Annotated in this window: 17 protein-coding genes and 1 pseudogene; 11 read left to right on the forward strand and 7 right to left on the reverse strand. The window is 65.7% G+C overall.

All coding sequences use genetic code 11. The features are described from left to right. Position 1 precedes the first annotated feature (1 nt). From ACIQ3Q_RS10055 to ACIQ3Q_RS10065, 3 genes are all read left to right on the forward strand, one after another. A complete protein-coding gene (locus ACIQ3Q_RS10055) occupies positions 2 to 973 on the forward strand; it encodes a bifunctional enoyl-CoA hydratase/phosphate acetyltransferase (protein ID WP_396268939.1) in 972 nt (323 codons plus the stop codon). Continuing rightward, a complete protein-coding gene (locus tag ACIQ3Q_RS10060; protein ID WP_396268940.1) occupies positions 973 to 2,169 on the forward strand; it encodes an acetate/propionate family kinase in 1,197 nt (398 codons plus the stop codon). The genes ACIQ3Q_RS10055 and ACIQ3Q_RS10060 overlap by 1 nt, the downstream gene beginning before the upstream one ends. 147 nt (positions 2,170 to 2,316) lie before the next feature. Continuing rightward, on the forward strand, positions 2,317 to 2,640 hold the full coding sequence (locus ACIQ3Q_RS10065) for a hypothetical protein (protein ID WP_396268941.1): 324 nt from the start codon (positions 2,317 to 2,319) through the stop codon (positions 2,638 to 2,640). Between the two features lie 13 nt (positions 2,641 to 2,653). On the opposite strand, the gene ACIQ3Q_RS10070 is transcribed toward ACIQ3Q_RS10065, so the two are convergent. The 5 genes from ACIQ3Q_RS10070 to ACIQ3Q_RS10090 form a co-directional block, all read right to left on the reverse strand. Next, positions 2,654 to 4,351, reverse strand: a complete 1,698-nt coding sequence (locus ACIQ3Q_RS10070) for a M14 family metallopeptidase (RefSeq protein WP_396268942.1) — start codon at positions 4,349 to 4,351, stop codon at positions 2,654 to 2,656. Between the two features lie 643 nt (positions 4,352 to 4,994). Further along, a complete protein-coding gene (locus tag ACIQ3Q_RS10075) occupies positions 4,995 to 5,774 on the reverse strand; it encodes a LytR/AlgR family response regulator transcription factor (protein WP_396268943.1) in 780 nt (259 codons plus the stop codon). 28 nt (positions 5,775 to 5,802) lie between these two features. Beyond that, complete coding sequence (locus ACIQ3Q_RS10080; protein WP_396268944.1) at positions 5,803 to 6,903, reverse strand: sensor histidine kinase; 1,101 nt, start codon at positions 6,901 to 6,903, stop codon at positions 5,803 to 5,805. Further along, a complete protein-coding gene (locus ACIQ3Q_RS10085) occupies positions 6,893 to 8,086 on the reverse strand; it encodes a sensor histidine kinase (protein ID WP_396268945.1) in 1,194 nt (397 codons plus the stop codon). The genes ACIQ3Q_RS10080 and ACIQ3Q_RS10085 overlap by 11 nt, the downstream gene beginning before the upstream one ends. A gap of 94 nt (positions 8,087 to 8,180) precedes the next feature. Further along, positions 8,181 to 8,933: a class II glutamine amidotransferase gene (locus ACIQ3Q_RS10090; protein ID WP_396268946.1), complete on the reverse strand. Its 753-nt coding sequence runs from the start codon at positions 8,931 to 8,933 to the stop codon at positions 8,181 to 8,183. Between the two features lie 142 nt (positions 8,934 to 9,075). Here ACIQ3Q_RS10090 and ACIQ3Q_RS10095 point away from each other — a divergent pair, with 142 nt between their 5' ends. The 7 genes and pseudogenes from ACIQ3Q_RS10095 (at position 9,076) to ACIQ3Q_RS10125 (ending at position 16,519) form a co-directional block, all read left to right on the forward strand. Continuing rightward, positions 9,076 to 9,462, forward strand: a complete 387-nt coding sequence (locus tag ACIQ3Q_RS10095; RefSeq protein ID WP_396268947.1) for a TraR/DksA family transcriptional regulator — start codon at positions 9,076 to 9,078, stop codon at positions 9,460 to 9,462. A gap of 30 nt (positions 9,463 to 9,492) precedes the next feature. Further along, positions 9,493 to 9,873 carry a hypothetical protein gene (locus ACIQ3Q_RS10100; RefSeq protein WP_396268948.1) on the forward strand — a complete coding sequence of 127 codons (381 nt, stop codon included), beginning with the start codon at positions 9,493 to 9,495 and terminating at the stop codon, positions 9,871 to 9,873. Between the two features lie 81 nt (positions 9,874 to 9,954). Next, positions 9,955 to 11,785: pseudogene (locus tag ACIQ3Q_RS10105) on the forward strand (ABC transporter ATP-binding protein). A gap of 221 nt (positions 11,786 to 12,006) precedes the next feature. After that, the gene (locus ACIQ3Q_RS10110; protein ID WP_396268949.1) at positions 12,007 to 12,771 is read left to right on the forward strand and encodes a ubiquinone/menaquinone biosynthesis methyltransferase; all 765 of its coding nucleotides are present in this window, start codon (positions 12,007 to 12,009) and stop codon (positions 12,769 to 12,771) included. 7 nt (positions 12,772 to 12,778) lie between these two features. Next, positions 12,779 to 13,384, forward strand: a complete 606-nt coding sequence (locus tag ACIQ3Q_RS10115; RefSeq protein WP_396268950.1) for a YiiX family permuted papain-like enzyme — start codon at positions 12,779 to 12,781, stop codon at positions 13,382 to 13,384. A gap of 199 nt (positions 13,385 to 13,583) precedes the next feature. Next, entirely contained in the window at positions 13,584 to 14,189 is a 606-nt protein-coding gene (locus ACIQ3Q_RS10120; RefSeq protein ID WP_396268951.1) for a methylamine utilization protein, read from the forward strand. Beyond that, entirely contained in the window at positions 14,186 to 16,519 is a 2,334-nt protein-coding gene (locus ACIQ3Q_RS10125; protein ID WP_396268952.1) for a putative bifunctional diguanylate cyclase/phosphodiesterase, read from the forward strand. Before ACIQ3Q_RS10120 ends, ACIQ3Q_RS10125 begins: the two co-directional genes overlap by 4 nt. Here ACIQ3Q_RS10125 and ACIQ3Q_RS10130 read toward each other — a convergent pair whose 3' ends face one another. Beyond that, on the reverse strand, positions 16,520 to 17,497 hold the full coding sequence (locus tag ACIQ3Q_RS10130) for an SLAC1 anion channel family protein (RefSeq protein ID WP_396268953.1): 978 nt from the start codon (positions 17,495 to 17,497) through the stop codon (positions 16,520 to 16,522). A 115-nt stretch (positions 17,498 to 17,612) separates the two neighbouring features. Here ACIQ3Q_RS10130 and ACIQ3Q_RS10135 point away from each other — a divergent pair, with 115 nt between their 5' ends. Further along, positions 17,613 to 18,026 carry a DsrE family protein gene (locus ACIQ3Q_RS10135; RefSeq protein WP_396268954.1) on the forward strand — a complete coding sequence of 138 codons (414 nt, stop codon included), beginning with the start codon at positions 17,613 to 17,615 and terminating at the stop codon, positions 18,024 to 18,026. 11 nt (positions 18,027 to 18,037) lie between these two features. Here the strand turns inward: ACIQ3Q_RS10135 and ACIQ3Q_RS10140 are convergent, their stop codons facing one another. Further along, positions 18,038 to 19,378 (reverse strand): DUF3422 family protein, encoded by a 1,341-nt coding sequence (locus ACIQ3Q_RS10140; protein ID WP_396268955.1) that lies wholly within the window; start codon positions 19,376 to 19,378, stop codon positions 18,038 to 18,040. Between the last annotated feature and the right edge of the window lie 116 nt (positions 19,379 to 19,494).

Consider the following 19,494-nt stretch of genomic DNA (forward strand, 5'->3'; position numbering starts at 1 on the left):
CATGAATGCTTCTTTGAGCCGCCCGGCGGACCATGCCCTGCCCGCAGGCCACCGCGCCGATGCCGCCGCCGCTGAGGCGCGCATGTCCGCCTGGGTGGCTGAGATGCGTGGCCGCCCACCCGTGCCCTGCGCCGTGGCCCACCCCTGTGACGAGGCCTCGCTGAGTGGCGCGCTGGACGCGGCCGACGCCGGGCTGATCATCCCGCTGCTGATTGGGCCAGAAGCCCGCATCCGCAAGCTGGCCGACACCCTGGGCCGCAGCCTGGACGGCTTGACCTTGATCGCCGCGCCGCACAGCCACGCCGCCGCCGCTATGGCCGCGAGCCTGGCCGCCCAAGGCCAAGCCCATGCGCTGATGAAAGGCAGCCTGCACACGGACGAACTGATGCAGGCCGTGCTGGCCGAGCCCGGCCTGCGCACCGAGCGCCGCATGTCGCACATCTTCAGGCTCGATGTCCCCGCCTACCCCAAGCCTTTGCTGGTGACGGATGCGGCCATCAACATCGCGCCCGACCTGCTCACCAAGGCCGACATCTTGCGCAACGCCATTGATTTGGCCCACGCCCTGGGCGTGGCCTGCCCCAAGGTGGCCATCCTCTCTGCCGTGGAGACGGTAACGCCGCGCATCCCCTCCACCCTGGACGCCGCCGCGCTGTGCAAGATGGCCGACCGAGGCCAGATCACCGGTGCCCTGCTGGACGGCCCGCTGGCCTTTGACAACGCCATCTCGGCCGAGGCCGCCCGCATCAAGGGCATCCAATCGGCCGTGGCCGGTGACGCTGACATCCTCTTGGTGCCTGACTTGGAGGCCGGCAATATGCTGGCCAAGCAGCTCGATTACCTGGCCGGCGCGGCCAGCTGCGGCGTGGTGCTGGGCGCCCGCGTGCCCATCGCCTTGACCAGCCGCGCCGACACCGCCGCCTCGCGCGTGGCCTCGGCCGCTTTGGCGGCGCTGGTGGGCCGCCGCCCGTGATGCCGACCCTGCGCGAGCGCTTCCAAGGCCAGCGCGCCGTGCTGGCCGTCAACGCCGGGTCGTCCTCGCTCAAATGCGGCCTGTACCCGGCAGAAGGCCCGGCCCGCTGGGCTTGCACCTATGAAGGCCTGGAGCCCGGCGGCCGTCCACGCCTGAAGGCCGAAGGCCAAGCGCTGGACCTGCCCGCCAGCCCGCAGCCGCCCATGGCGCAAGCCTTAACGCATTTGGTGAGCCTGTTGAGCGCCGCCCAAGTGCCGCTGCAGGCCGTGGCCCACCGCATCGTGCATGGCGGCAGCGTGTGCGTGGCGCCCTGCTTGCTGGATGCGCCGACGCTGCAAGCCCTGGCCGCCCTCAGCCCCTTGGCCCCGCTGCACCAGCCGCACAACCTGGCCGGTGTGGCCGCCTTTGCCCAAGCCCTGCCGGGCGTGCCGCAAGTGGGCTGCTTTGACACCGCCTTCCACGCCAGCCTGCCGCCCCTGGAGCAGCGCCTGCCCCTGCCCGCCGCCCTGGCCGAGCAAGGCCTGCGCCGGTACGGCTTTCATGGCCTGTCTTACCAGTATGTGAGCGAGGTGCTGGCCGCGCACAGCCCGCGCGTTGGTGGCCGCTCTGATGGCCGCGCCATCCTGGCCCACCTGGGCAACGGCGCCAGCTTGTGCGCCACCCAAGGCGGCCGCTCTGTCGCCACCACCATGGGCTTTTCGGCGCTGGACGGCCTGATGATGGGCAGCCGCAGCGGCAGCCTAGACCCCGGCGTGCTACTGCACCTGTGGCGCCAAGGTTGGAGCCAAGCCGAGGTGGAAGAACTGCTCTACAAAAACAGCGGCCTCAAAGGCGTGTCGGGCCTGAGCGCCGACATGCGTACCCTGCGCGCCAGCGCCGCCCCCGCAGCACGTGAAGCCATTGCCCTGTTCACACGCCGCATCGTGCGAGAGATGGGCGGCTTGGCGGCCTTGCTGGGCGGGGTGGAGCTGATCGCCTTCACCGGTGGCATTGGCGAGCACGACGCGGCACTGCGCGCTGACGTGGCCAGCGCCCTGGCGTTTCTGGGCGTGCGGCTGGATGCCGCCGCCAACCAAGCAGACACGGGCGACAGCGTGCAAGCCATTCATGCCGCCGACAGCGCGGTGGAGCTGTGGGTCGTTCCCACCGACGAAGGACGCGTGGCGGCGCGAGCCGCGTTGGCCTTGCTGCGCTGAACCGCGCACGCCGATCTTCAAAGGCCTAGAGCCGCTGTTGAGGCCACGTTGACTCCGCCTTGACCTGACAGGCCGCTGCCTTCCTCAGAATCGCATGCCTGTGTGCCACGCCCGATCGTGCCGCGCTCGTCCTCTTGAAAGCTCCTGATGAAACGAATCACTACCCTCCCCAGCCTCGCACTCGTCACGGCCCTGCTGTCGGCTTGCGCGGTCAATAACCAAAGCACCGGCACGCGGGGGCTGGGGCTCACCTACCAATCCGCCATCAAGCCTGTCAGCGACGGCTCGTTCTCTATCGAAGCAGAAGCCGCCCCGCTGGCGGGCCGTCAGTCCGGCGCGGACGCGGTGGTGACCGAGCAAGCCACCAACTTCTGCGAGCTCAAACAGAAAAAAATGACCGTGGTGAAGAAGGACTTCGACTCCAACCTCCTGGTCAATGGTGTCGTGCGCTTGAACTTCCGCTGCCAGTAAGCACCAGCCCGCCTTAGCCCAACCTCACACTCGCCCGCACCCGCCCTGCCCGCCCGGCGTGGGCGCTGAGCTGCAGCACCGTACCTGCCGGCGCCTTGACGATCCACTCGGCCTGCGCGCGGTCCGCCGTCAGCTCTTTGCTGGGTAAGAAGGCCTGCAGCGATTGCTTGGCGGCGTGGCCGTCTAGGTGCGGGCCTTCGATGCGGCGTGCGCCCATCTCCAGCGTGGCGGCCTCGGGCAGGTCCAGCTCAAACACGCAGGGCCGAGAGGTCTTGCGCTCTGCCGCGCGCTTGGTGACATTGCTGGGCAGGTAGCCCGCATTGGCCACGGCCAAGCGCACCCGCCAGCGCTCGTCGCCCAAGGGCTCGGCCGTGGCGTGCAGCAGCTCCAGCTTGGGCAGGGTCAGGCCGATCTGGGTCAGCCATTTGGGGAAGCGGGCGGCCTCGCGCTCGCGCAGGTGCGGCGGCGGGTTGCGCCAGAAGTTCAGGCGGTCCCAGCCGCCCAACTCCACGGAGCCTAACTGCGGGTGTTCAAACGGGTACCAGTCCACGTGGGCCAGGCCTGCGCATTGCTCGTCGCTCCACTTCAAAAGCTTGAGATCATCTTCGGGCGGGTGGTCGCGGTACCAATGGATCCAGTCGTAGTCTTTGATGCCCGCTTCTTTGTTGGGCGCCCAAATCTCCACCGTCCAGAACAACGCCCCCAGGTGCTCGTAAATCCAATCTTGCGTGCCGGTGATGACCTCTTTGGGGTGGTACTTGAAGTCATGAAAAATGCTGACGCTGGGATAGCCCGTCAGCTCGGTGCCGATGTCTGAGAGGCGCTTGATCAGCCACAGGTCTTCCGGCGTCATGTCGGTGTCGCTTTGCGTGCCCATGGGCCGCAAGATCACGCCCGAGTGGGTGTGAAAGCTCACCGCCGCACCAATGTTCGGGTGCTTGACGATGAAGTCCACCATGGCCCGCACCTCGGGCTCGCTGGTGGGGTAAGGCCCCGCGCCCACCTGCTCAAACTCCTGCCGCCACATGGAGGGGAAGTTGCGGTTCAGATCCAGCCCCTCGACGTCGCGGTTGGCCTTGAGCGTCACGCCGTCAAACTGCTGCACCGTGCCCTCAGGCAACACGCGGTAATACGTACCGCCAAACTCGCCCGGCTGGCGGGGGATGAGCACGCGCGGCTCATCAGGGTGGGGCTTCCAGCCGCCATGCGGGTCGGGCATGCGCATCAGCAGCACACGGCCGTCACCGTCCACATCCTCTACCGTCAGGCCTTCGACATGCGGCTCGTCAAACGGGTAGGGTCGGGTGGACGAGCGAATGTGGCGCGGCTTGTCGGCCAGGGCCAGCTCAGCCCCATCAGGGTTGAGGCGCGGCACCAGGTACACCGCCCGCGTGTTCAGCAGCTCGGTGATGGCTGCATCGGCGCCATAGCCCTGCACCAGTTGATGCAGCCAATACAAGCAGGCAGTGGAGGCCGTCAGCTCGGCCGCATGGATGTTGCCGTCCACCCAAATCGCCGGCTTATCATCATCCGCGCCGGTGGCGGTGTTGGTCAGCACGATCACCCAAATCGGCCGCCCTTCATGGCTCTTGCCTAACTCCCGCAACTGCACCAAGTCCGGCCGCGCATCGGCATAGGCTTGCAGCAGGGCGGTGAGTTCGGGGTGGCGGTAGAAGCGGTCGAAGTGGGGGGTGGGTAGCGAGGTTGGCATCACATCAGGCAGTCAGTGTGGATGAACACAGTTTAGAGGTAGCGCGACATGCAAGAGCCTAAGGGTTCAACCGAACAGGCATCTAAGATGCAAGGTATCCGCTCACCCTCTCAATCACAACTCCATGCTCCGCTCCTCCCATCGTCTCTGCTTCGTCCTCACCCTATCGGTGCTGCTCACGGCCTGCCAAGCTCCTCCAGCGCCCAGTACCGCGCCGCCGACCGCCCCCGAGATACTGGCCAGATCAACGAAGGCAGGAAAAGGTGTTCCGAATGGACGCTCTGATACTCAGGCACCCTACCTCAGAATGCCACTCCTGATCTCCCAGGATCCCGGCTATGGCTTTTCGAAAGAGAAGCCAATCAAGGTAGGTCCTAGATCTCGCACAAATCTGCACATCCTGTTTCTCAATGCACTTCGTGGACCTCAAGGCCAGCCACTGGAGTATGAGCGACAAGGCGCGTGCTGCGAGTTCCCAAGCGTGCATACACCCATGGGCATCGGTCTGCTGGACGTGTATCGGATACGGGTAGATGGGACCGATCAAGACCGTCTCATCTATGTTGACATGTATGAGCCAGGCCCCCCACAAATCCCTATGGGCTTCACTCTACGGAGTGCGCTTTCATCATGAGCTTGGGCATCACTGGCCCTTGAACATCCCCTGAAAATGCCGCGACACCGGCAGGCGGTCAGGGCGGCCGCGCAGGGTCAGGACCATGGTGCCTTCGTCCACGCGCACGGCGCTGGCGATGTGGTGGTGGTTGACGATGACGGAGCGGTGTACTTGCCAGAACTGATCCGGGTCGAGCTGGGCCAGCAGCTCTTTGAGCGGGGTGCGGATCAGCGCCTCGCCGGGGCCGGTGACCGGGTCGTCGACCACCACGCGGGTGTAGCGCGAATCGGCCTCGAAATAGACCACATGCTCCACGCGCAGCAGCTTGACCTCCTTGCCCACCGCCGCCTGGATCACGCTCAGCGGGGCGGGCTTGCGCAGGCTGCCACCCAACTGGCTCAACAAGGCCTGTAGATCAGGCAGTGTGGGCGTGGCACTGGATTGCAGCCGCGCTTGCAAGCGCTCCACCGTTTGCTCCAGGCGCGGCCGCTCGACGGGCTTCATCACGTAGTCCACCGCGCCGGCTTCAAAGGCCGTCACGGCATGGTCGCCGAAGGCAGTGACAAACACCACCGGCGTCTGGGCGCCGATGCGTTTGGCCACGTCAATGCCAGACAGGCCGGGCATGCGAATGTCCAAGAAGCAGACATCAGGCTCATGCTCTAGATAGGCGTCCCAGGCGTCGACGCCGTTGGCGGCTTCAGCCGCGATCTGCAGCTCAGGCCAGGCCTGTTGCAGCGCGGCTTTGAGCTGGGCGCGGGGGGCTTCTTCATCATCAGCGATCAGGGCGGTCAGGGTGTGGCTCATGGCAGGCCTTGTGGGCATCAGGAGGACATCAAAGTGGGGCGGATGGCCCCGGGGGCAGCAGCAGTTGGGCGCAAGCGCCGCCGCTGGCTTGGTTGTGCAAACTCAGCTCGGCCGCAGCGCCATGCAGTTGCTGCAGGCGGGTGCGGGTGTTGCGCAGGCCCACACCGCGTGTGCTGTTGGGGTCGGCCGGGCCAGGGTCGGGGGCGGGCAGGCCCACGCCGTCGTCGCACACCGTCACGCTGATGCGGCCATCGGCCGTCACCTGGGCCAGCACACGCACCTCGCCACCTTGCAGCTTGGGCGCCAGGCCATGCTCCACGGCGTTTTCCACCAGGGTCAGCAGCACGCCGGGCGGCAGGCTGGCCTGCAGGGTCTCGGGAGCGGCTTGCACCTCGCTGCGCAGGCGCTCGCCAAAGCGCAGTTGCAGCACGGCCAGGTAGTGGCGCACGGCTTCCAGCTCTTGGGCCAGGCTCAGGCTGCGGCGCTCGAACAGCGGCAGCGTGGCGCGCAGGTAGGCGGTGAGCTCGGTCAGCAAGGCGGCCGCTCGGGCATCACCCGTGCTGACCCAATGCTGCAGCGAAGCCAGGGAGTTGAAGAGGAAGTGGGGCTGGACCTGGGCCGTCGCCAACTGCAAGGCCATGCTGATGGCTTGGTCGCGCTCGTCGAGCTCGCGCAGGCGGGCGGAAATTTGACTGGAGCGGGTGGCGGTCAACACCCACAGTGCCATGGACCCCAGGAAAAAGACCACACTGGAGGCGATCAACAGTTCAAAACGCGACTCACGCGGCAAGTCCAGACTCTTCACCGCCACGGCCAAGGTGAGGTGAAAGGCTGTTGCCGAAAGAAACGCAATGTGCAAACGCCTGCGAGTGGGGTAGGCCCAGCACCAAGCGGCCAAGGGGAGGAGCAAGATCAAGAAGGCACCCACCACCCCAAAGACTGGTAGTCGCATGGTGGGCGTGGTCAGTGCCCACAGCGCCGGAACAATGCACAAGAGCTGAGTCAGCACAACCAGGATCAAGGTCTTGGAAGGCCTATCCTGCCCCGCCCTCGCCATCTCCTGCGGCGTAAAGCGCCGGGTTGGCCCCGGGTAATAGAGCTGGCTCCAATCAATGCGCTCAGCCGACATGGGCCACCTCCTGGGTCGAGCGCGCGGCAGCCACGGTCAGCGTGGCGCGCACGCCCGGATCAGCCGCCTCCACCCGCAAGCGGGCCTGGCCGCCAAAGCGGTGTTGCAGGCGTTCACGCGCATTGGCCAAGCCCACGCCTTCTTGCCAGCCGGGGCTGAGGCCCGGGCCGGTGTCTTGCACGGTCACCGTCAAGTGGCCGTCCTGCACGGCAGCAGCCACCCGCACCTGCACGGCTTGCAGGGCCGGGCCCACGCCATGCTCTAGCGCGTTTTCCACCAGGGTCAGCAACAGGCCTGGGGGCAGGTGCCACCCGTCGGCTTCCTGGGTGCTGCTCATCTCGGCCTGTAGCCGGTCGCCCAAGCGGGCTTGCATGATGGCCAAGTAGTGGCGCACCAAGGCCAGCTCTTCGGCCAAGGCCACTTCGTCGCGGGCCATCAGCTCGGTGGAGCCGCGCAAGAAGCCGGTGAGCGAGCGCAGCAAGGGCGCGGCCCGTGCGTCGGACGTATCCACCCAATGCTGCAAGGCCGCCAAGGTGTTGAAGATGAAATGCGGCTGGATCTGGGCTTGCAGCAGCTTCAAGCGGGCTTCGGCCATTTGGCGGGCCAGTGTGTCTTGGGCTTGCACCACCCGCGCCTGCTCCAGCTGATGCTGGGCTTGCGAGCGGCGGATCTGTGCCACGCCCCACAGCAGGGCAAACAGGGCCACCACGCCAATCAAGAGAATGGGTGTGGCCTGCTTGGCCGCGATGGTGAGCTTGTCGCCCAGGTCTTCAAAGGCCAGGGCCAGGTTGCCCTTGCGCGTCAGCCGCCCCACCAAGAAACCCGTGAAGGCTCCGGCAAAGGCCATGAGCACGGCAAACAGGCCGCCGCGCCACAGGCGGGTGCCGGTGAACTTGTCGGGCATCAGCCAGGCACTGGCCAGGGCGATGAGGATACCGAACCACACGCCCACGCTGCACACCAGCGCCAGGCCCCAAGGCATACCCACGCCCAACACCAAACCTGCGGTGGACCCGGCCACCGCCGACAGCCACCCCAGCCACAGCGCCAGCCCGCCGCGGGTGGTGTAGAGGAACTCGTCCATGCGCCGGGCCTCGGCCTGAGCCTCGAGCGGCAGCCGCTGGTAGTAGGGCTCAGCCCACCGGATGTAGGCGCGTTGCAGGGCGTTGTGGGAGGCGGACATGGGGCGCAGTGTAGGCAGCCGTTGAAGCGCCTCAAGCCCTCAGCGGGTGAATGGCAGGCTGGCCGTCATGAACAGCAGCAGCCCGGCATGAATGTCAGAGCGGCGCGCCATCCACAAACACCCGCAGCTCACCGGGCGCAAAGGCCGTCCAGGCCTCGTCGCTGGTCAGGGGCTCGGTGGCGATCACGGCCACGCGGTCTTGCGGGGTGGTGAGGTTGGCAAAGTCCACCTGCATGTCGTCGTCGCGCAGCGCGGCGCGGCGAAACGGGTGCTGGCGCACCAGCCAGTGCAGCTTGGTGGAGCCATGGGCCCACAGCGCCTGACCGTTGGAGAGCAGCATGTTGAAAGTGCCGTGGCGGTGCAGTTGCGGCATCAGCTCGGCCAGGGTCTGGGTCAGCTCGGCCACGTCGGGCACGCTGGCGTGGGACTTGGCCAGCTCCTGCATCAGCCAGCAAAAGGCGCGCTCGCTGTCGGTGCAACCCACGGGCTTGAAGGCGCCGTGCAGGCGGGGTTCGAAGTTCTTCAAATCACCATTGTGGGCAAACACCCAGTAGCGGCCCCACAGCTCGCGCTGGAAGGGGTGAGTGTTCTCCAGCGCCACCACACCCTGGGTGGCTTTGCGGATGTGGGCAATGACCTGCTTGCTGCGGATGGGGTAGGTCTTGACCAACTCGGCCACTGGCGACTGGCGCGCGCTGTGATGGTCCACAAACAGCCGCACGCCCTTGTCTTCAAAAAAGCCAATGCCGAAACCGTCTTTGTGCTCGTCAGCGCGCGTGGCCAGGCCGGTGAAGCTGAACATCACATCGGTGGGTGTGTTGGCATTCATGCCGAGGAGCTGGCACATGGCGCGGCAGGCCTGGCGACAGGCCGTCAAGAGTGCGGAAAGCGGCCATTGTAGGCAGGGGCCTGCACCCGCAGCACCCTTGACCCCCGTCAAGGCAAGCGCCGCCTCACAGGCGCACGATGAGCATCAAGGAGACCCCTTCATGAGCACCATCCTCAACACCCCCGAACGCCAAACCCTGGAAGCCGCACTGCGCCAGCGGCAACAGGCCCTGACCCAACAACTCGACACCCACCAAGGTGGCCAGAGCCGGGTTGAACACGCGCACGAGGTGCTCTCGCAAGATGGCGATGACGCCCCGCAGCGCGACGCCGACCGCGAGGTGGACATGGCCCGTTCCGACCGCGTTAACCAAGAGTTGGCCCTGATCAGCCGCGCGCTGCAGCGCCTCTATCAACAAGATTTCGGCACCTGTGGTGATTGCGGCGACGCGATTGCCGAAGAGCGCCTCGCCATTGAACCCTGGGCCGAGCGCTGTGTGCGCTGCCAAAGCGCCCATGAGGGCCAAGTGACCCATCACCGTCTTTGATTCACTGTCACCTAGAGAAGGACACCCACCATGAGTAAATTCCACGCCGTCGTCTGGATGGACCACCAAGAAGCCCACGTGCTGCAGTTCGACCCAGAATCGGTGGAGGCCGCACGCGTCAAAGCCCGCTCGCATCACCCGCGCCATCATGGCCCCGACGCCAAGGCCCTGGCCGAGTTCTACAACCATGTGGCGCAAGCCCTGGCCGGTGTGCACGAGGTGCTGGTGGTCGGCCCCGGTGCCGCCCACGACGAGTTCCATGCCCACTGCAGCAAGCATGTGCCGGCCGTGGCCAAGGCCATCGTCGCCAGCCAAAAGGCCGACCACCCCACTGATGCGCAATTGGTGGCTCTGGCCCGCCAGTACTTCAACAAGTACGACCGCATGGCGGGCACCCCCACCCCCATGTAAGCGGCGTCTCGCTCAGGGCTTGCGCCGGGCAGCCCTGGCTTAGGCTAACGTCGGGGGCTCTCATGCCAAAGCAGAGCCGCCGTGTTTGCCTTTTTTGAACGCCTGATCGCCCCCTTCCCCGACGAGTTGCCGCCCGTGCCCCCCAAGGGCCTGGGCCGCTTTATCTGGGCCTGCACCGCTGGCATGCGCCGCCATATCGCGGTGCTGGCCTTGCTGACGGCCGCCATCGGCATCTTTGAGGCCCTGATGTTCGCCTTCATGGGCGAGATCGTCGATGGACTGTCAGGCGCCAACCCGGCTACCTGGTGGGCCGAGCACCAAACCCAGGTGCTGTGGATGGGCGTGGCCGTGCTGGCCAGCCCCCTGCTGATGAGTGTGTGGGCGCTGTCCAAGTACCAGACCCTGCATGCCAACTTTCCGATGCGGCTGCGCTGGATGTTCCACCGCCAAATGCTGGCGCAAAGCTTGGCCTTTTACCAAGACGAGTTTGCGGGCCGCGTGGCCACCAAGGTGATGCAGACGGCACTGGCCGTGCGCGACACGGTGATGACGATGGCCGACATCCTGGTCTATGTGCTGATCTACTTTGGCACCATGGTGGTCATCGTAGCGAGCTTTTCCACCACCATGATGTGGCCCTTCATGGTCTGGTTGGGCCTTTACTTGGTGGCACTGCGCTACTTCGTGCCGCGCTTGGCGCGCGTGGGCCAAGCCCAGGCCGATGCGCGCTCGCTGATGACCGGCCGCGTGGCCGATGCCTACCACCAACATCGCCACCGTCAAGCTGTTCTCGCACACGAGGCGTGAAGCGCTCTTCGCCCGCAATGCCATGCAGGAGTTCATGGGCACGGCCTATGCGCAAATGCGCTTGTCCACTGGCTTGGAGATCACCATTCAGACCTTGAGCGTGGGCCTGATTGCCGGCAGCGCTGCGATGGGCCTGTGGCTGTGGTCGCGCGGCGAGGTGGGCGTAGGCGCCGTGGCCGCCGCCACTGCCATGGCGCTGCGCATGAATGGCATCTCGCACTGGGTGATGTGGGAGATGGCCTCGCTGTTCGAGAACATCGGCACGGTGCAAGACGGCATGGACATCTTCTCCAAAGCGCCCACGGTGCTGGATGCGCCCAAAGCCAGCGCACTGGACGTGAAGCGCGGCGAGGTCAAGTTTGAAGAGGTGTGCTTCGCTTATGGCGACGGCCCCAAGGTCATCGACACGCTGAATCTCACCATCCGCCCCGGCGAAAAGATCGGCGTGGTGGGCCGCTCAGGCGCGGGTAAATCGACGCTGGTGAATCTGTTGCTGCGCTTTCATGACCTGCGCGCGGGCCGCATCTTGATTGACGGCCAAGACATCGCCCAGGTCACCCAAGACAGCCTGCGCGCGCAAGTGGGCATGGTGACGCAGGACACGTCGCTGTTGCACCGCTCAGTGCGCGACAACCTGGCTTATGGCCGCCCCGATGCCGACGACGCGGCCATGCTCGCCGCCGCCCATAGGGCCGAGGCGCACGGCTTCATCCAAAGTCTCTCGGACCCCAAAGGCCGCAGCGGTTATGACGCTCATGTGGGCGAGCGCGGCGTCAAGCTCTCGGGCGGTCAGCGCCAGCGGGTGGCGATTGCGCGCGTGATGCTGAAGGACGCGCCCATCTTGTTGCTGGACGAAGCCACCAGCGCGCTGGACAGCGAGGTCGAAGCCGCCATTCAGGCCAGCCTCTACCAACTGATGGAAGGCAAGACCGTGGTCGCCATCGCCCACCGCCTCTCCACCATCGCCGCCATGGACCGCCTGATCGTGATGGACCAGGGCCGCATCGTGGAACAAGGCAGTCATGCCGAGTTGCTGGCAGCGGGTGGCTTGTATGCGCGGCTGTGGGCGCATCAGAGTGGGGGGTTCTTGGGGGAGGAGGCGTGAAGACGTCGGCTGTAGCGGCCAAGCGAGGGCATGTCGGTGCGTCGCCGCTTGCTGCGGTGGCCACCTGCCGCGGCTGGCGCTTGCAGAGAGGGATGGGGCATGATTCCGCTCATGTCACCCGGCCTTCGGCCTCCTTCTTTACTTCGCTGCATCACGCCCCATCCCTCTCTGCTTGTTCAGGCGTCGCTGGCTTTGCATGTCAAGCTGAAGAGTGAGGTCAAGTGAAGAACGTCAAACCCGACTCCAACGACAACGCCGCTGAGTTCCAGTGGCAAAGCGACGATGTGTTCGGGCGCATCGCCGGGCGCTACGACCTGTTGTGCGACGTCTTTAGTCTGGGCATACATCGCCTATGGAAGCGGCGCGTGGCGGCGGTGATTGCGCAGGAGCCCTGGGGCGTGCTGCTCGATGGCGCGACCGGAACTGGTGACATCATCTTGCGGGTGTTGCCTCAACTGCAAGGGGAGAAGCGGCACATCATGGCTGCAGACCTGAGCCCCAGCATGCTGGCCATCGCCGAGAGGCGCCTCCAGAAACACAGCACTGAGGTGAGCTTGAGGACACTGGATGCGCAATGCATGCAGGGCATTGCGGACGCCAGCGTGGACGCCTATTCGCTGTCATTGGCACTGAAGATCTGCAAGCGTCAGGCCGTGCTTCAAGAAGCTTGGCGTGTGCTCAAGCCCGGAGGACGATTGATCGTTTTAGAGGCCTCGAACATTCGATGGCCTCTGGTACATCGCCTCTATCTGGCCTACATGTCCTTGTGCATGCCCATGCTCGGCTGGATCGCCACGGGAGGAGATGCGTCGGCCTATAAGTACCTGCTGCAAGGCATACGAGACTTCCCGAGCGCCGAGCAGTTGGCCGACGAGCTGACCGCCATTGGATTCGAAGACGTGTCTTTTGAGCGGCTGTCTTTGGGCATTGTGGCGATACATACAGCACGCAAGACGCGGGCTCCTGCGAACCACTCTTGGGCATGAAGGCACCATGAAAACACTCACTGGACTGGCTCTGACATTGGCCTGCATCACGGCTCGCGCCGCACCCTTGCCGGTGCAGGACGGCGACATTGTTTTTCAGACCTCGCGCTCGTCGCAGAGTGTGGCCGTGCAGCGGGCGACAGGGTCTAAGTACAGCCACATGGGCATGGTGCTCATGCGCAACGGCAAGCCTTATGTGCTGGAGGCTATAGGCAAAGTGAGCTATACCCCGCTAGCGGCATGGGTGGCGCGCGGTGTTGGCGGCGAGGTGGTGGTCAAGCGCCTGCGCGATGCGCAAACCCGACTGACGCCAGAAGCCATCGAGAAGCTTCGGCAGCACGGTCAAGCCTTTGTCGGGCGTCCTTACGACCTGACTTTTGAGTGGTCGGACGACCGAATCTATTGCTCTGAACTGGTGTGGAAGGCCTATCAGCGGGCGCTGGGGGTCAGCATTGGCCAGCGCCAGCAGATCCGAGATTTCAATCTGTCCGACCCCGCTGTGCGCAAAAAGCTCAAAGAGCGCTATGGCGACAGCATTCCCTTGAACGAGCCCGTCATCTCACCCGTCGCGATGTTTGACTCGCCCCTGTTGGCCACCATCGCCACACAGTAACCGTGCCACCGCACCCACTGCCCTGGAGCGGGGTGGGCCGCAGGGCGATTTGAGAGGCGCTGAGGAGCGCGGGGGTAGCCTGGGAACCACCCCGCACCAGGGCAAGGCAGTCCGCAGACCCTTGTCGCCCTCAAGCTCCCCCCTCCAACAGCCGAAAAGCCGGTGATCGACGGGCCTCTCCTCCTTCACCGACTCTCCCATGGCGAATCCTTCTTTGCTCAAGACCTTGGCCAGCCTGTGCTGTGGCTGGGTGGCCCTGTCCGCCACGGCGGGCAGCGTCAGCGTGACGGTGCGTGGCCAGCAAGGCCAGCCCCTGGTGGATGCGGTGCTGATGCTGGAGCCTGTCGGGGCCAAGGTGCCTGTCAAGCCCATGACAGCGGTGGAGATCGGTCAGCAGCAACGACGCTTTGACCCCATGGTCACGGTGGTCACTGCGGGGACTGCGGTGAGCTTTCCGAACCGCGACACGGTGCGGCATCACGTGTACTCCTTCTCACCGGCCAAGAAGTTTGAGATCAAGCTCTATGTGGGCAAGCCTGAAAAGCCCATCCTCTTTGAGCGCAGCGGCGTGGTGGTGCTGGGCTGCAACATCCATGACCAGATGGTGGGCTGGGTGGTGGTGAGCGACACCCCTTGGTGGGCCAAAACCGCCACCCCCGGCACGGCGCGCTGGGACGATGTGCCCAAGGGCGCCTACCAATTGCGGGCCTGGCACCCCAGCCTGCCCGCAGGTTCGCAAGGCTTGCTGAGGGCCGTGACAGTGACCGGCAACGAGCAGATCAACGTGGACTTGCCCGCCTCATGAACGCCCGCCCTCTCTACCGCGGCCTGACGGGCCGCATCTTGGGTTTGTTCCTGGCGCTGCTGCTGGCGGTGCAGTGCTTGGGCTTTCTGAGCATTCGGCACAGCATAGAAGCCAATGCGCGCCTGCTGCTGAATGATGAACTGAAGGTGGGTGAGCGGGTGCTGCACCGGCTGCTGGCGCAAAGCGCGCAGCAGTTGCAACAAGGCGCCGCCTTGCTGGCCGCAGACTACGGCTTTCGGGCGGCGGTGAACTCTGAGGACAGCGCCACCATCCAAGACGCGCTGGCCAATCAGTCGGGGCGTATCGGCGCCACGGTGGCCGCTTGGTTGGGGCCGGATTTGCAATTGCGCGCCGTCAGCGGGGGCGATGACGCGCTGCGCCAAGCGCTGAGCCAATGGCCGCGCCAGGCCGACGGCAGCCCGCAACTCAACCAGTGGCTGCTGGTCGACCAACAGGCTTATCAGGTGGTGACCGTGCCCATGAAAGCGCCGCTGCTGGTGGGCTGGGTGGTGATGGGCTTTCCGCTGACCGACGCGGCCCCCAAAGACCTGCATGGCGTCTCAGACCTGCACATGGCTTGGCTCAAGCTCAGCCCCTCACAAACCCGTGTCGTGGCCAGCAGTCAGCCCGGCCTGTCTGCCACCAGCCTGGCTCAATGGCCCCTGGGCGCGGGGCAAGCGCAGGTGGCGGGGGTGGCCGTGCAAACCCATGCGGTCAGTTGGCTCAATACCCCCCAAGGGGAGCTACGGGCTGTGCTGTGGCGCTCGGTGGACGCGGCGGTAGCGCCTTACCGCCGCCTGCAATGGCTGCTCCTGGGCATCACGCTGCTGGGCTTGTGCGTTTTGGTGGCCGGCAGTGTCTGGACGGCGCGGCGCGTGACCCGGCCCTTGCAAGCCCTGGTGGAGGCCAGCCGCCGCCTCGGCCAAGGCGACTTCGTCACCCCGATGACGCTGCCTAGCGCCGACGACGAAGTCACCGACTTGGCGCAGGCCTTTGAGCAAATGCGCGGCAATGTGGCGGCCCGCAATGAAGCCATCCGCAACCTCGCCTTCACCGACAGCCTGACCGGCCTGCCCAACCGGGCACGCTTCAGCGAAGCCTTGCGCGACGCGCTGGATGAAGGGGGCTTACCAGCCGCCGTGCTGCTGCTGAACCTGGACCGGCTGCAGCAGGTCAACAACAACCTGGGCTATGACAGCGGCAACCAAGTGCTGGTGCAAGTGGCCGAACGGCTACAGCGCGTGGCTGCACCACGCGGGGGCTTGGTGGCGCGCTTCAGCGCCGACGACTTTGCGCTGCTGCTGCCCCATGCAGGCGTGGCAGAGGCCGAGCAAGCCGCCGCCGAGATTCATGAGGCCTTGGTGCCGCCCTTGCTGCTCAATGAGCACCCGGTGGATGTCAGCGCCGGCATTGGGGTGGCTGCTTACCCCGCCCACGGCGAGGCACCGGCGGTGCTGCTCAGCCATGCTGAGATGGCCATGCATGCGGCCAAGCAGCGCAAGCTGGGCAGCTTGGTCTACAGCTCCGAATTGAACGCCAGCAGCGCTCAGACCCTGTCCTTGCTGGGTGAGTTGCGCCGGGCGGTGCGCAACAGCGAGTTGCGGCTATTTGTTCAGCCCAAGTTGGCCGTGGGCAGTGGCCGCATCGTCGGTGGCGAGGCCCTGGTGCGCTGGCAACACCCGCAGCGCGGCATGGTGCCGCCGCTGCAGTTCATCCCCTTTGCCGAGGACACCGGCTTCATCCACACGCTGACACTGTGGGTGGTGGAAGAGGCCGCGCGCATTGTGGCGGCGTGGCGTGCGCAGGGCTTTGAGGGGCGGCTGTCCATCAACCTCTCGACCCACGACTTGGCCAAGCCCGACTTGCTGGCCCAACTGGACGCCCGCTTGGCGCATGCCGGCGTGCCGCCCAACGCGCTGTGCTTGGAGATCACCGAGAGCGCCATCATGAGCGACCCGCAGCGCGCGGTGCAGACGCTGCACGCCTTGCAGGCGCGGGGCTACAAGCTGTCGATCGATGACTTTGGCACCGGCTACAGCTCCTACGCCACGCTCAAGACCTTGCCGGTGCATGAGCTGAAGATCGACATGTCTTTTGTGCGCGCCATGGAGCGCGAGCCCAAGGACGCGATGATTGTGCGCTCCATCGTCGAGCTGGGGCACAACCTGGGCCTGAGTGTGGTGGCCGAAGGGGTTGAGAACGCCACCGTCTTGGAGCGCCTGAACGCTATGGGCTGCGATGAAGCCCAAGGCTGGCACATCGGCAAGCCCATGCCGGCAGCGGAGCTGGAGGGCTGGCTGGCGCAGCGGTTTGCCGCCGTACCAGCCTGATCAGGCTGCGGCAGGCACGATGGCGGCCACCGGCTCCGGCGCCAGCATGGTGCCGGCACGCAGGCCGCGCCAGGTGGCCATCAACAAGCTCAAGATCACCAAGGTGCTGAGGGCCAAGAGCACCGGCCCCAGCACCGCCATGGCGCTGCCGGGCGTGGCCAGCTTCAGCGTCAGGGCCGTCAGGGCTGTCAGCGGAAAGCTCACCCCCCAATGCGGCAGCGCAAAGGGCAGTGTGCGCAAGCGCGGGGCCAGGCTCGCCACCCAAGCCGCCACAAACATCGCCATGCCCCACAGCAGCCAGCCCCCTTGTGCCGGCGCGCCCAATTGCAGCACCGCCAAGCCCACCACCGCCGGTGGCGCGATGAAGATGAAGTTCATGGGCAAGAGCCGCTCGGGCCAGGCGCCCTGCACCAAGATGCGGGCCATCAGCAGCGTCCAGACCACCGGCCAGAACAGCACGCCCACGCCCAACTGGGCCATGGCCCACAGCTCATGCCCCAGCGGCACACCGCCCAGCGGTGCCAACACATTGCCCACGATGGGGATGAACAAAGCGGGCGTCACCGCAGCCCACTGCAGACCACCCTGCGCCTTGGGCTGCCACCAGCGTGCCAGCACCCAATAGGTGACGCCCAACTGCCCCACCGACCCCACCCACCACAGGCCCGCCGCCACGACATTGGGGCCGAACAGCGCCACGCTCACCGTGCCCAAAAGCATCAGCGAAATGGGCATGGTGGCCACAAAGGCATGACGGACCGGGTGGCGCAGGTCTTCCTGCCAGGCCTCGGGGTGGCGCTGCAAGCGCAGCAGTGTGCCCACCGCCAGAGCCACAAAGATCAAGGCCGCCAAGGCCCCCAACACCAGGGCGATGCCGCCGGCCATCTCGCCCATCAGGCTCCCAGCACGGTGCCAGGCCAGCGACAGGCCCGCCACACCCATCACCAGGGTGAACCAGCCGGGATGGAGGAATTTCAAAGGGGCATTGGAAGAGGTCATGAGCGCCTGGGGGAAATCAAGGACAAGATGCTGAGGATGGATGATGCATCATCCACAACTTATAGACATTGACCTCACTCACCCGGAGTTTTCCATGCGCGTGAAATCTATGGTGCTGGCCAGCCTGTTGGCAGCCACTTGCAGCCTGAGTCTGGCCCAAGACAAAGTGGTGTATCACATCAACGACGCGGCCAGCCAAGCCTTGTCGGGCTTGCGCAATCTGCGCAACCACTTGGATGTGGACCCCAGCGCCAAGATCACCGTGGTCAGCCATGGCGAAGGCGTCGACTTTTTGATGGAGGGTGCCAAACACCCCAGTGGCGCGGCCTATGACGCCTTGGTCTCAGCCCTGGTGGCGCGCGGCGTAAGCTTTGAGGTCTGCGAGATCACGCTCAGGAACCGCAGCCTCAAGAAGGAACAGTTCATTCAAGAGGCCAACTTCACGCCCTCGGGGGTGGTGCGCATTGCACGGCTGCAAACCCAGGGCTTTGGCTATATCAAGCCCTGAGCCGCAGGCCATCAGTGGCCGCCGGGGCCATGCAAGCGCGCATGCACGCGCTGCGTGGCCTTCCACACCGCCCACAGCACCAGCGGTATCGACGCCCCGGCCAGCATCTCGGGGTTGAGCGGCAGGCCCGCCGCCTTGGCGGCCTTGCCGCCATACAGCACCAGGCTGATGACGTAGTAGGAGATGGCCGCAATCGACAGGCCCTCCACCGTGGTCTGCAGGCTGAGCTGCAGGTCTTGGCCCCGCGTCAGCTTGGCCAGCAGCTGCTGGTTTTGATGCTCGGTGGCAATGTCCACCCGTGTGCGCAGCAGGCTGCTGGCGCGCTCAATGCGGGCGGACAGCGCATTCAGGCGCTGCGCCGTGGCCGCCACCGTGGCCATGGCGGGTGAGAGCCGCCGCTGCATGAACTCGCCCAAGGTCTGGGTGCCTGGGATGGCCTTCTCGCGCATCTCGGCAATGCGCTGGCGCACTAGGCCGTCATAGGCCAGGGTGGCCGAGAAACGGTACATGGACTCGGCGGTGGCCCGCTCCACCTTGGCGGCGACACTGATCAGGGTATCGAGCAAAACCTGCTCCGACTCTTGATGCGCGTCCAAGCGGGCCGTGACATCCGCCAGCGCCCGCTCGGCCTCGGCCAGCGGGGTGGCCAAGCTCTTGGCCACCGGCAAGCCGCGCAAGGCCATCAGCCGGTAGATTTCCATCTCCAGCAGGCGTTGCGAGACACGGCCCGCACGGGTTTGGGTGGTGCCTGGCGGCATCACCAGCACCATGCGCTCAAAGCCGTCCTCGCGCAGCTGGAACCGGGTCACCGCCAAAGAGTGCCCATGCCCCATCAAGGACGCCACCACCGTGCCGCCCCCCAACCAGCGCTGGGCCAGTGCCAAAGCGGCAGGGGCATCGTCCAGCGGGTGCTCGACCAAGGCGGTTTGCACCGCCGCCATGGTGCGGCCCGGAATGCTGGCCAGCCACTCCGTGCCCACCAGCATGCCGCTGAGCAGGTCCGGCTCTTCGGCGCCCAGCCCAGCACCCTCGGGCAAGGGCTGCACCAACACGTAGCGGGTGTACTCGCTGTGGCGCTCCCACTTCAGGGTGTGGCCGCCCAGCCGCAGGCGCACGAAGTTACCCTGCAAGGCCTCCAGCGCCAGCCCTTCTTGGCCCGGCAGGCGGCGCAAGTGCTGCCACTCCTGCTCGCGGCTGACGGCGTCGTTCAGCACCACCACCAGCACCACCAAGGCCGGCAGGCGGATGCGGGCCGGGGGGCGGGCATGGACCTCGTTGTGTAACTCGGTGCGTTGCACATCCATGGGCGGCAGGCAGGGGCTGCGGGCAAGGGCAGGTGTGGCATCAGGCATGGCTAAACCTCAGAGACTTTGGGCTCAAGTATCAAGGACAGCGGGCATCGGCCGATGACCAACTACCAGCGCCGGGCCGTTCAGACGGTTGCCCTGTTGTCAGCAAGCACTTGCAA

Origin of the sequence: Ideonella sp., assembly GCF_044358605.1 — a bacterium.
In the GTDB taxonomy this organism is placed as follows: domain Bacteria; phylum Pseudomonadota; class Gammaproteobacteria; order Burkholderiales; family Burkholderiaceae_C; genus Ideonella.

Coding starts and splice junctions, on each gene's coding strand:
- ACIQ3Q_RS10055 (WP_396268939.1), top strand. CDS start 2: ATGAATGCTTCTTTGAGCCGCCCGGCGGACCATGCCCTGCCCGCAGGC.
- ACIQ3Q_RS10060 (WP_396268940.1), top strand. CDS start 973: ATGCCGACCCTGCGCGAGCGCTTCCAAGGCCAGCGCGCCGTGCTGGCC.
- ACIQ3Q_RS10065 (WP_396268941.1), top strand. CDS start 2,317: ATGAAACGAATCACTACCCTCCCCAGCCTCGCACTCGTCACGGCCCTG.
- ACIQ3Q_RS10070 (WP_396268942.1), bottom strand. CDS start 4,351: ATGCCAACCTCGCTACCCACCCCCCACTTCGACCGCTTCTACCGCCAC.
- ACIQ3Q_RS10075 (WP_396268943.1), bottom strand. CDS start 5,774: ATGAGCCACACCCTGACCGCCCTGATCGCTGATGATGAAGAAGCCCCC.
- ACIQ3Q_RS10080 (WP_396268944.1), bottom strand. CDS start 6,903: ATGTCGGCTGAGCGCATTGATTGGAGCCAGCTCTATTACCCGGGGCCA.
- ACIQ3Q_RS10085 (WP_396268945.1), bottom strand. CDS start 8,086: ATGTCCGCCTCCCACAACGCCCTGCAACGCGCCTACATCCGGTGGGCT.
- ACIQ3Q_RS10090 (WP_396268946.1), bottom strand. CDS start 8,933: ATGTGCCAGCTCCTCGGCATGAATGCCAACACACCCACCGATGTGATG.
- ACIQ3Q_RS10095 (WP_396268947.1), top strand. CDS start 9,076: ATGAGCACCATCCTCAACACCCCCGAACGCCAAACCCTGGAAGCCGCA.
- ACIQ3Q_RS10100 (WP_396268948.1), top strand. CDS start 9,493: ATGAGTAAATTCCACGCCGTCGTCTGGATGGACCACCAAGAAGCCCAC.
- ACIQ3Q_RS10115 (WP_396268950.1), top strand. CDS start 12,779: ATGAAAACACTCACTGGACTGGCTCTGACATTGGCCTGCATCACGGCT.
- ACIQ3Q_RS10120 (WP_396268951.1), top strand. CDS start 13,584: ATGGCGAATCCTTCTTTGCTCAAGACCTTGGCCAGCCTGTGCTGTGGC.
- ACIQ3Q_RS10125 (WP_396268952.1), top strand. CDS start 14,186: ATGAACGCCCGCCCTCTCTACCGCGGCCTGACGGGCCGCATCTTGGGT.
- ACIQ3Q_RS10135 (WP_396268954.1), top strand. CDS start 17,613: ATGCGCGTGAAATCTATGGTGCTGGCCAGCCTGTTGGCAGCCACTTGC.
- ACIQ3Q_RS10140 (WP_396268955.1), bottom strand. CDS start 19,378: ATGCCTGATGCCACACCTGCCCTTGCCCGCAGCCCCTGCCTGCCGCCC.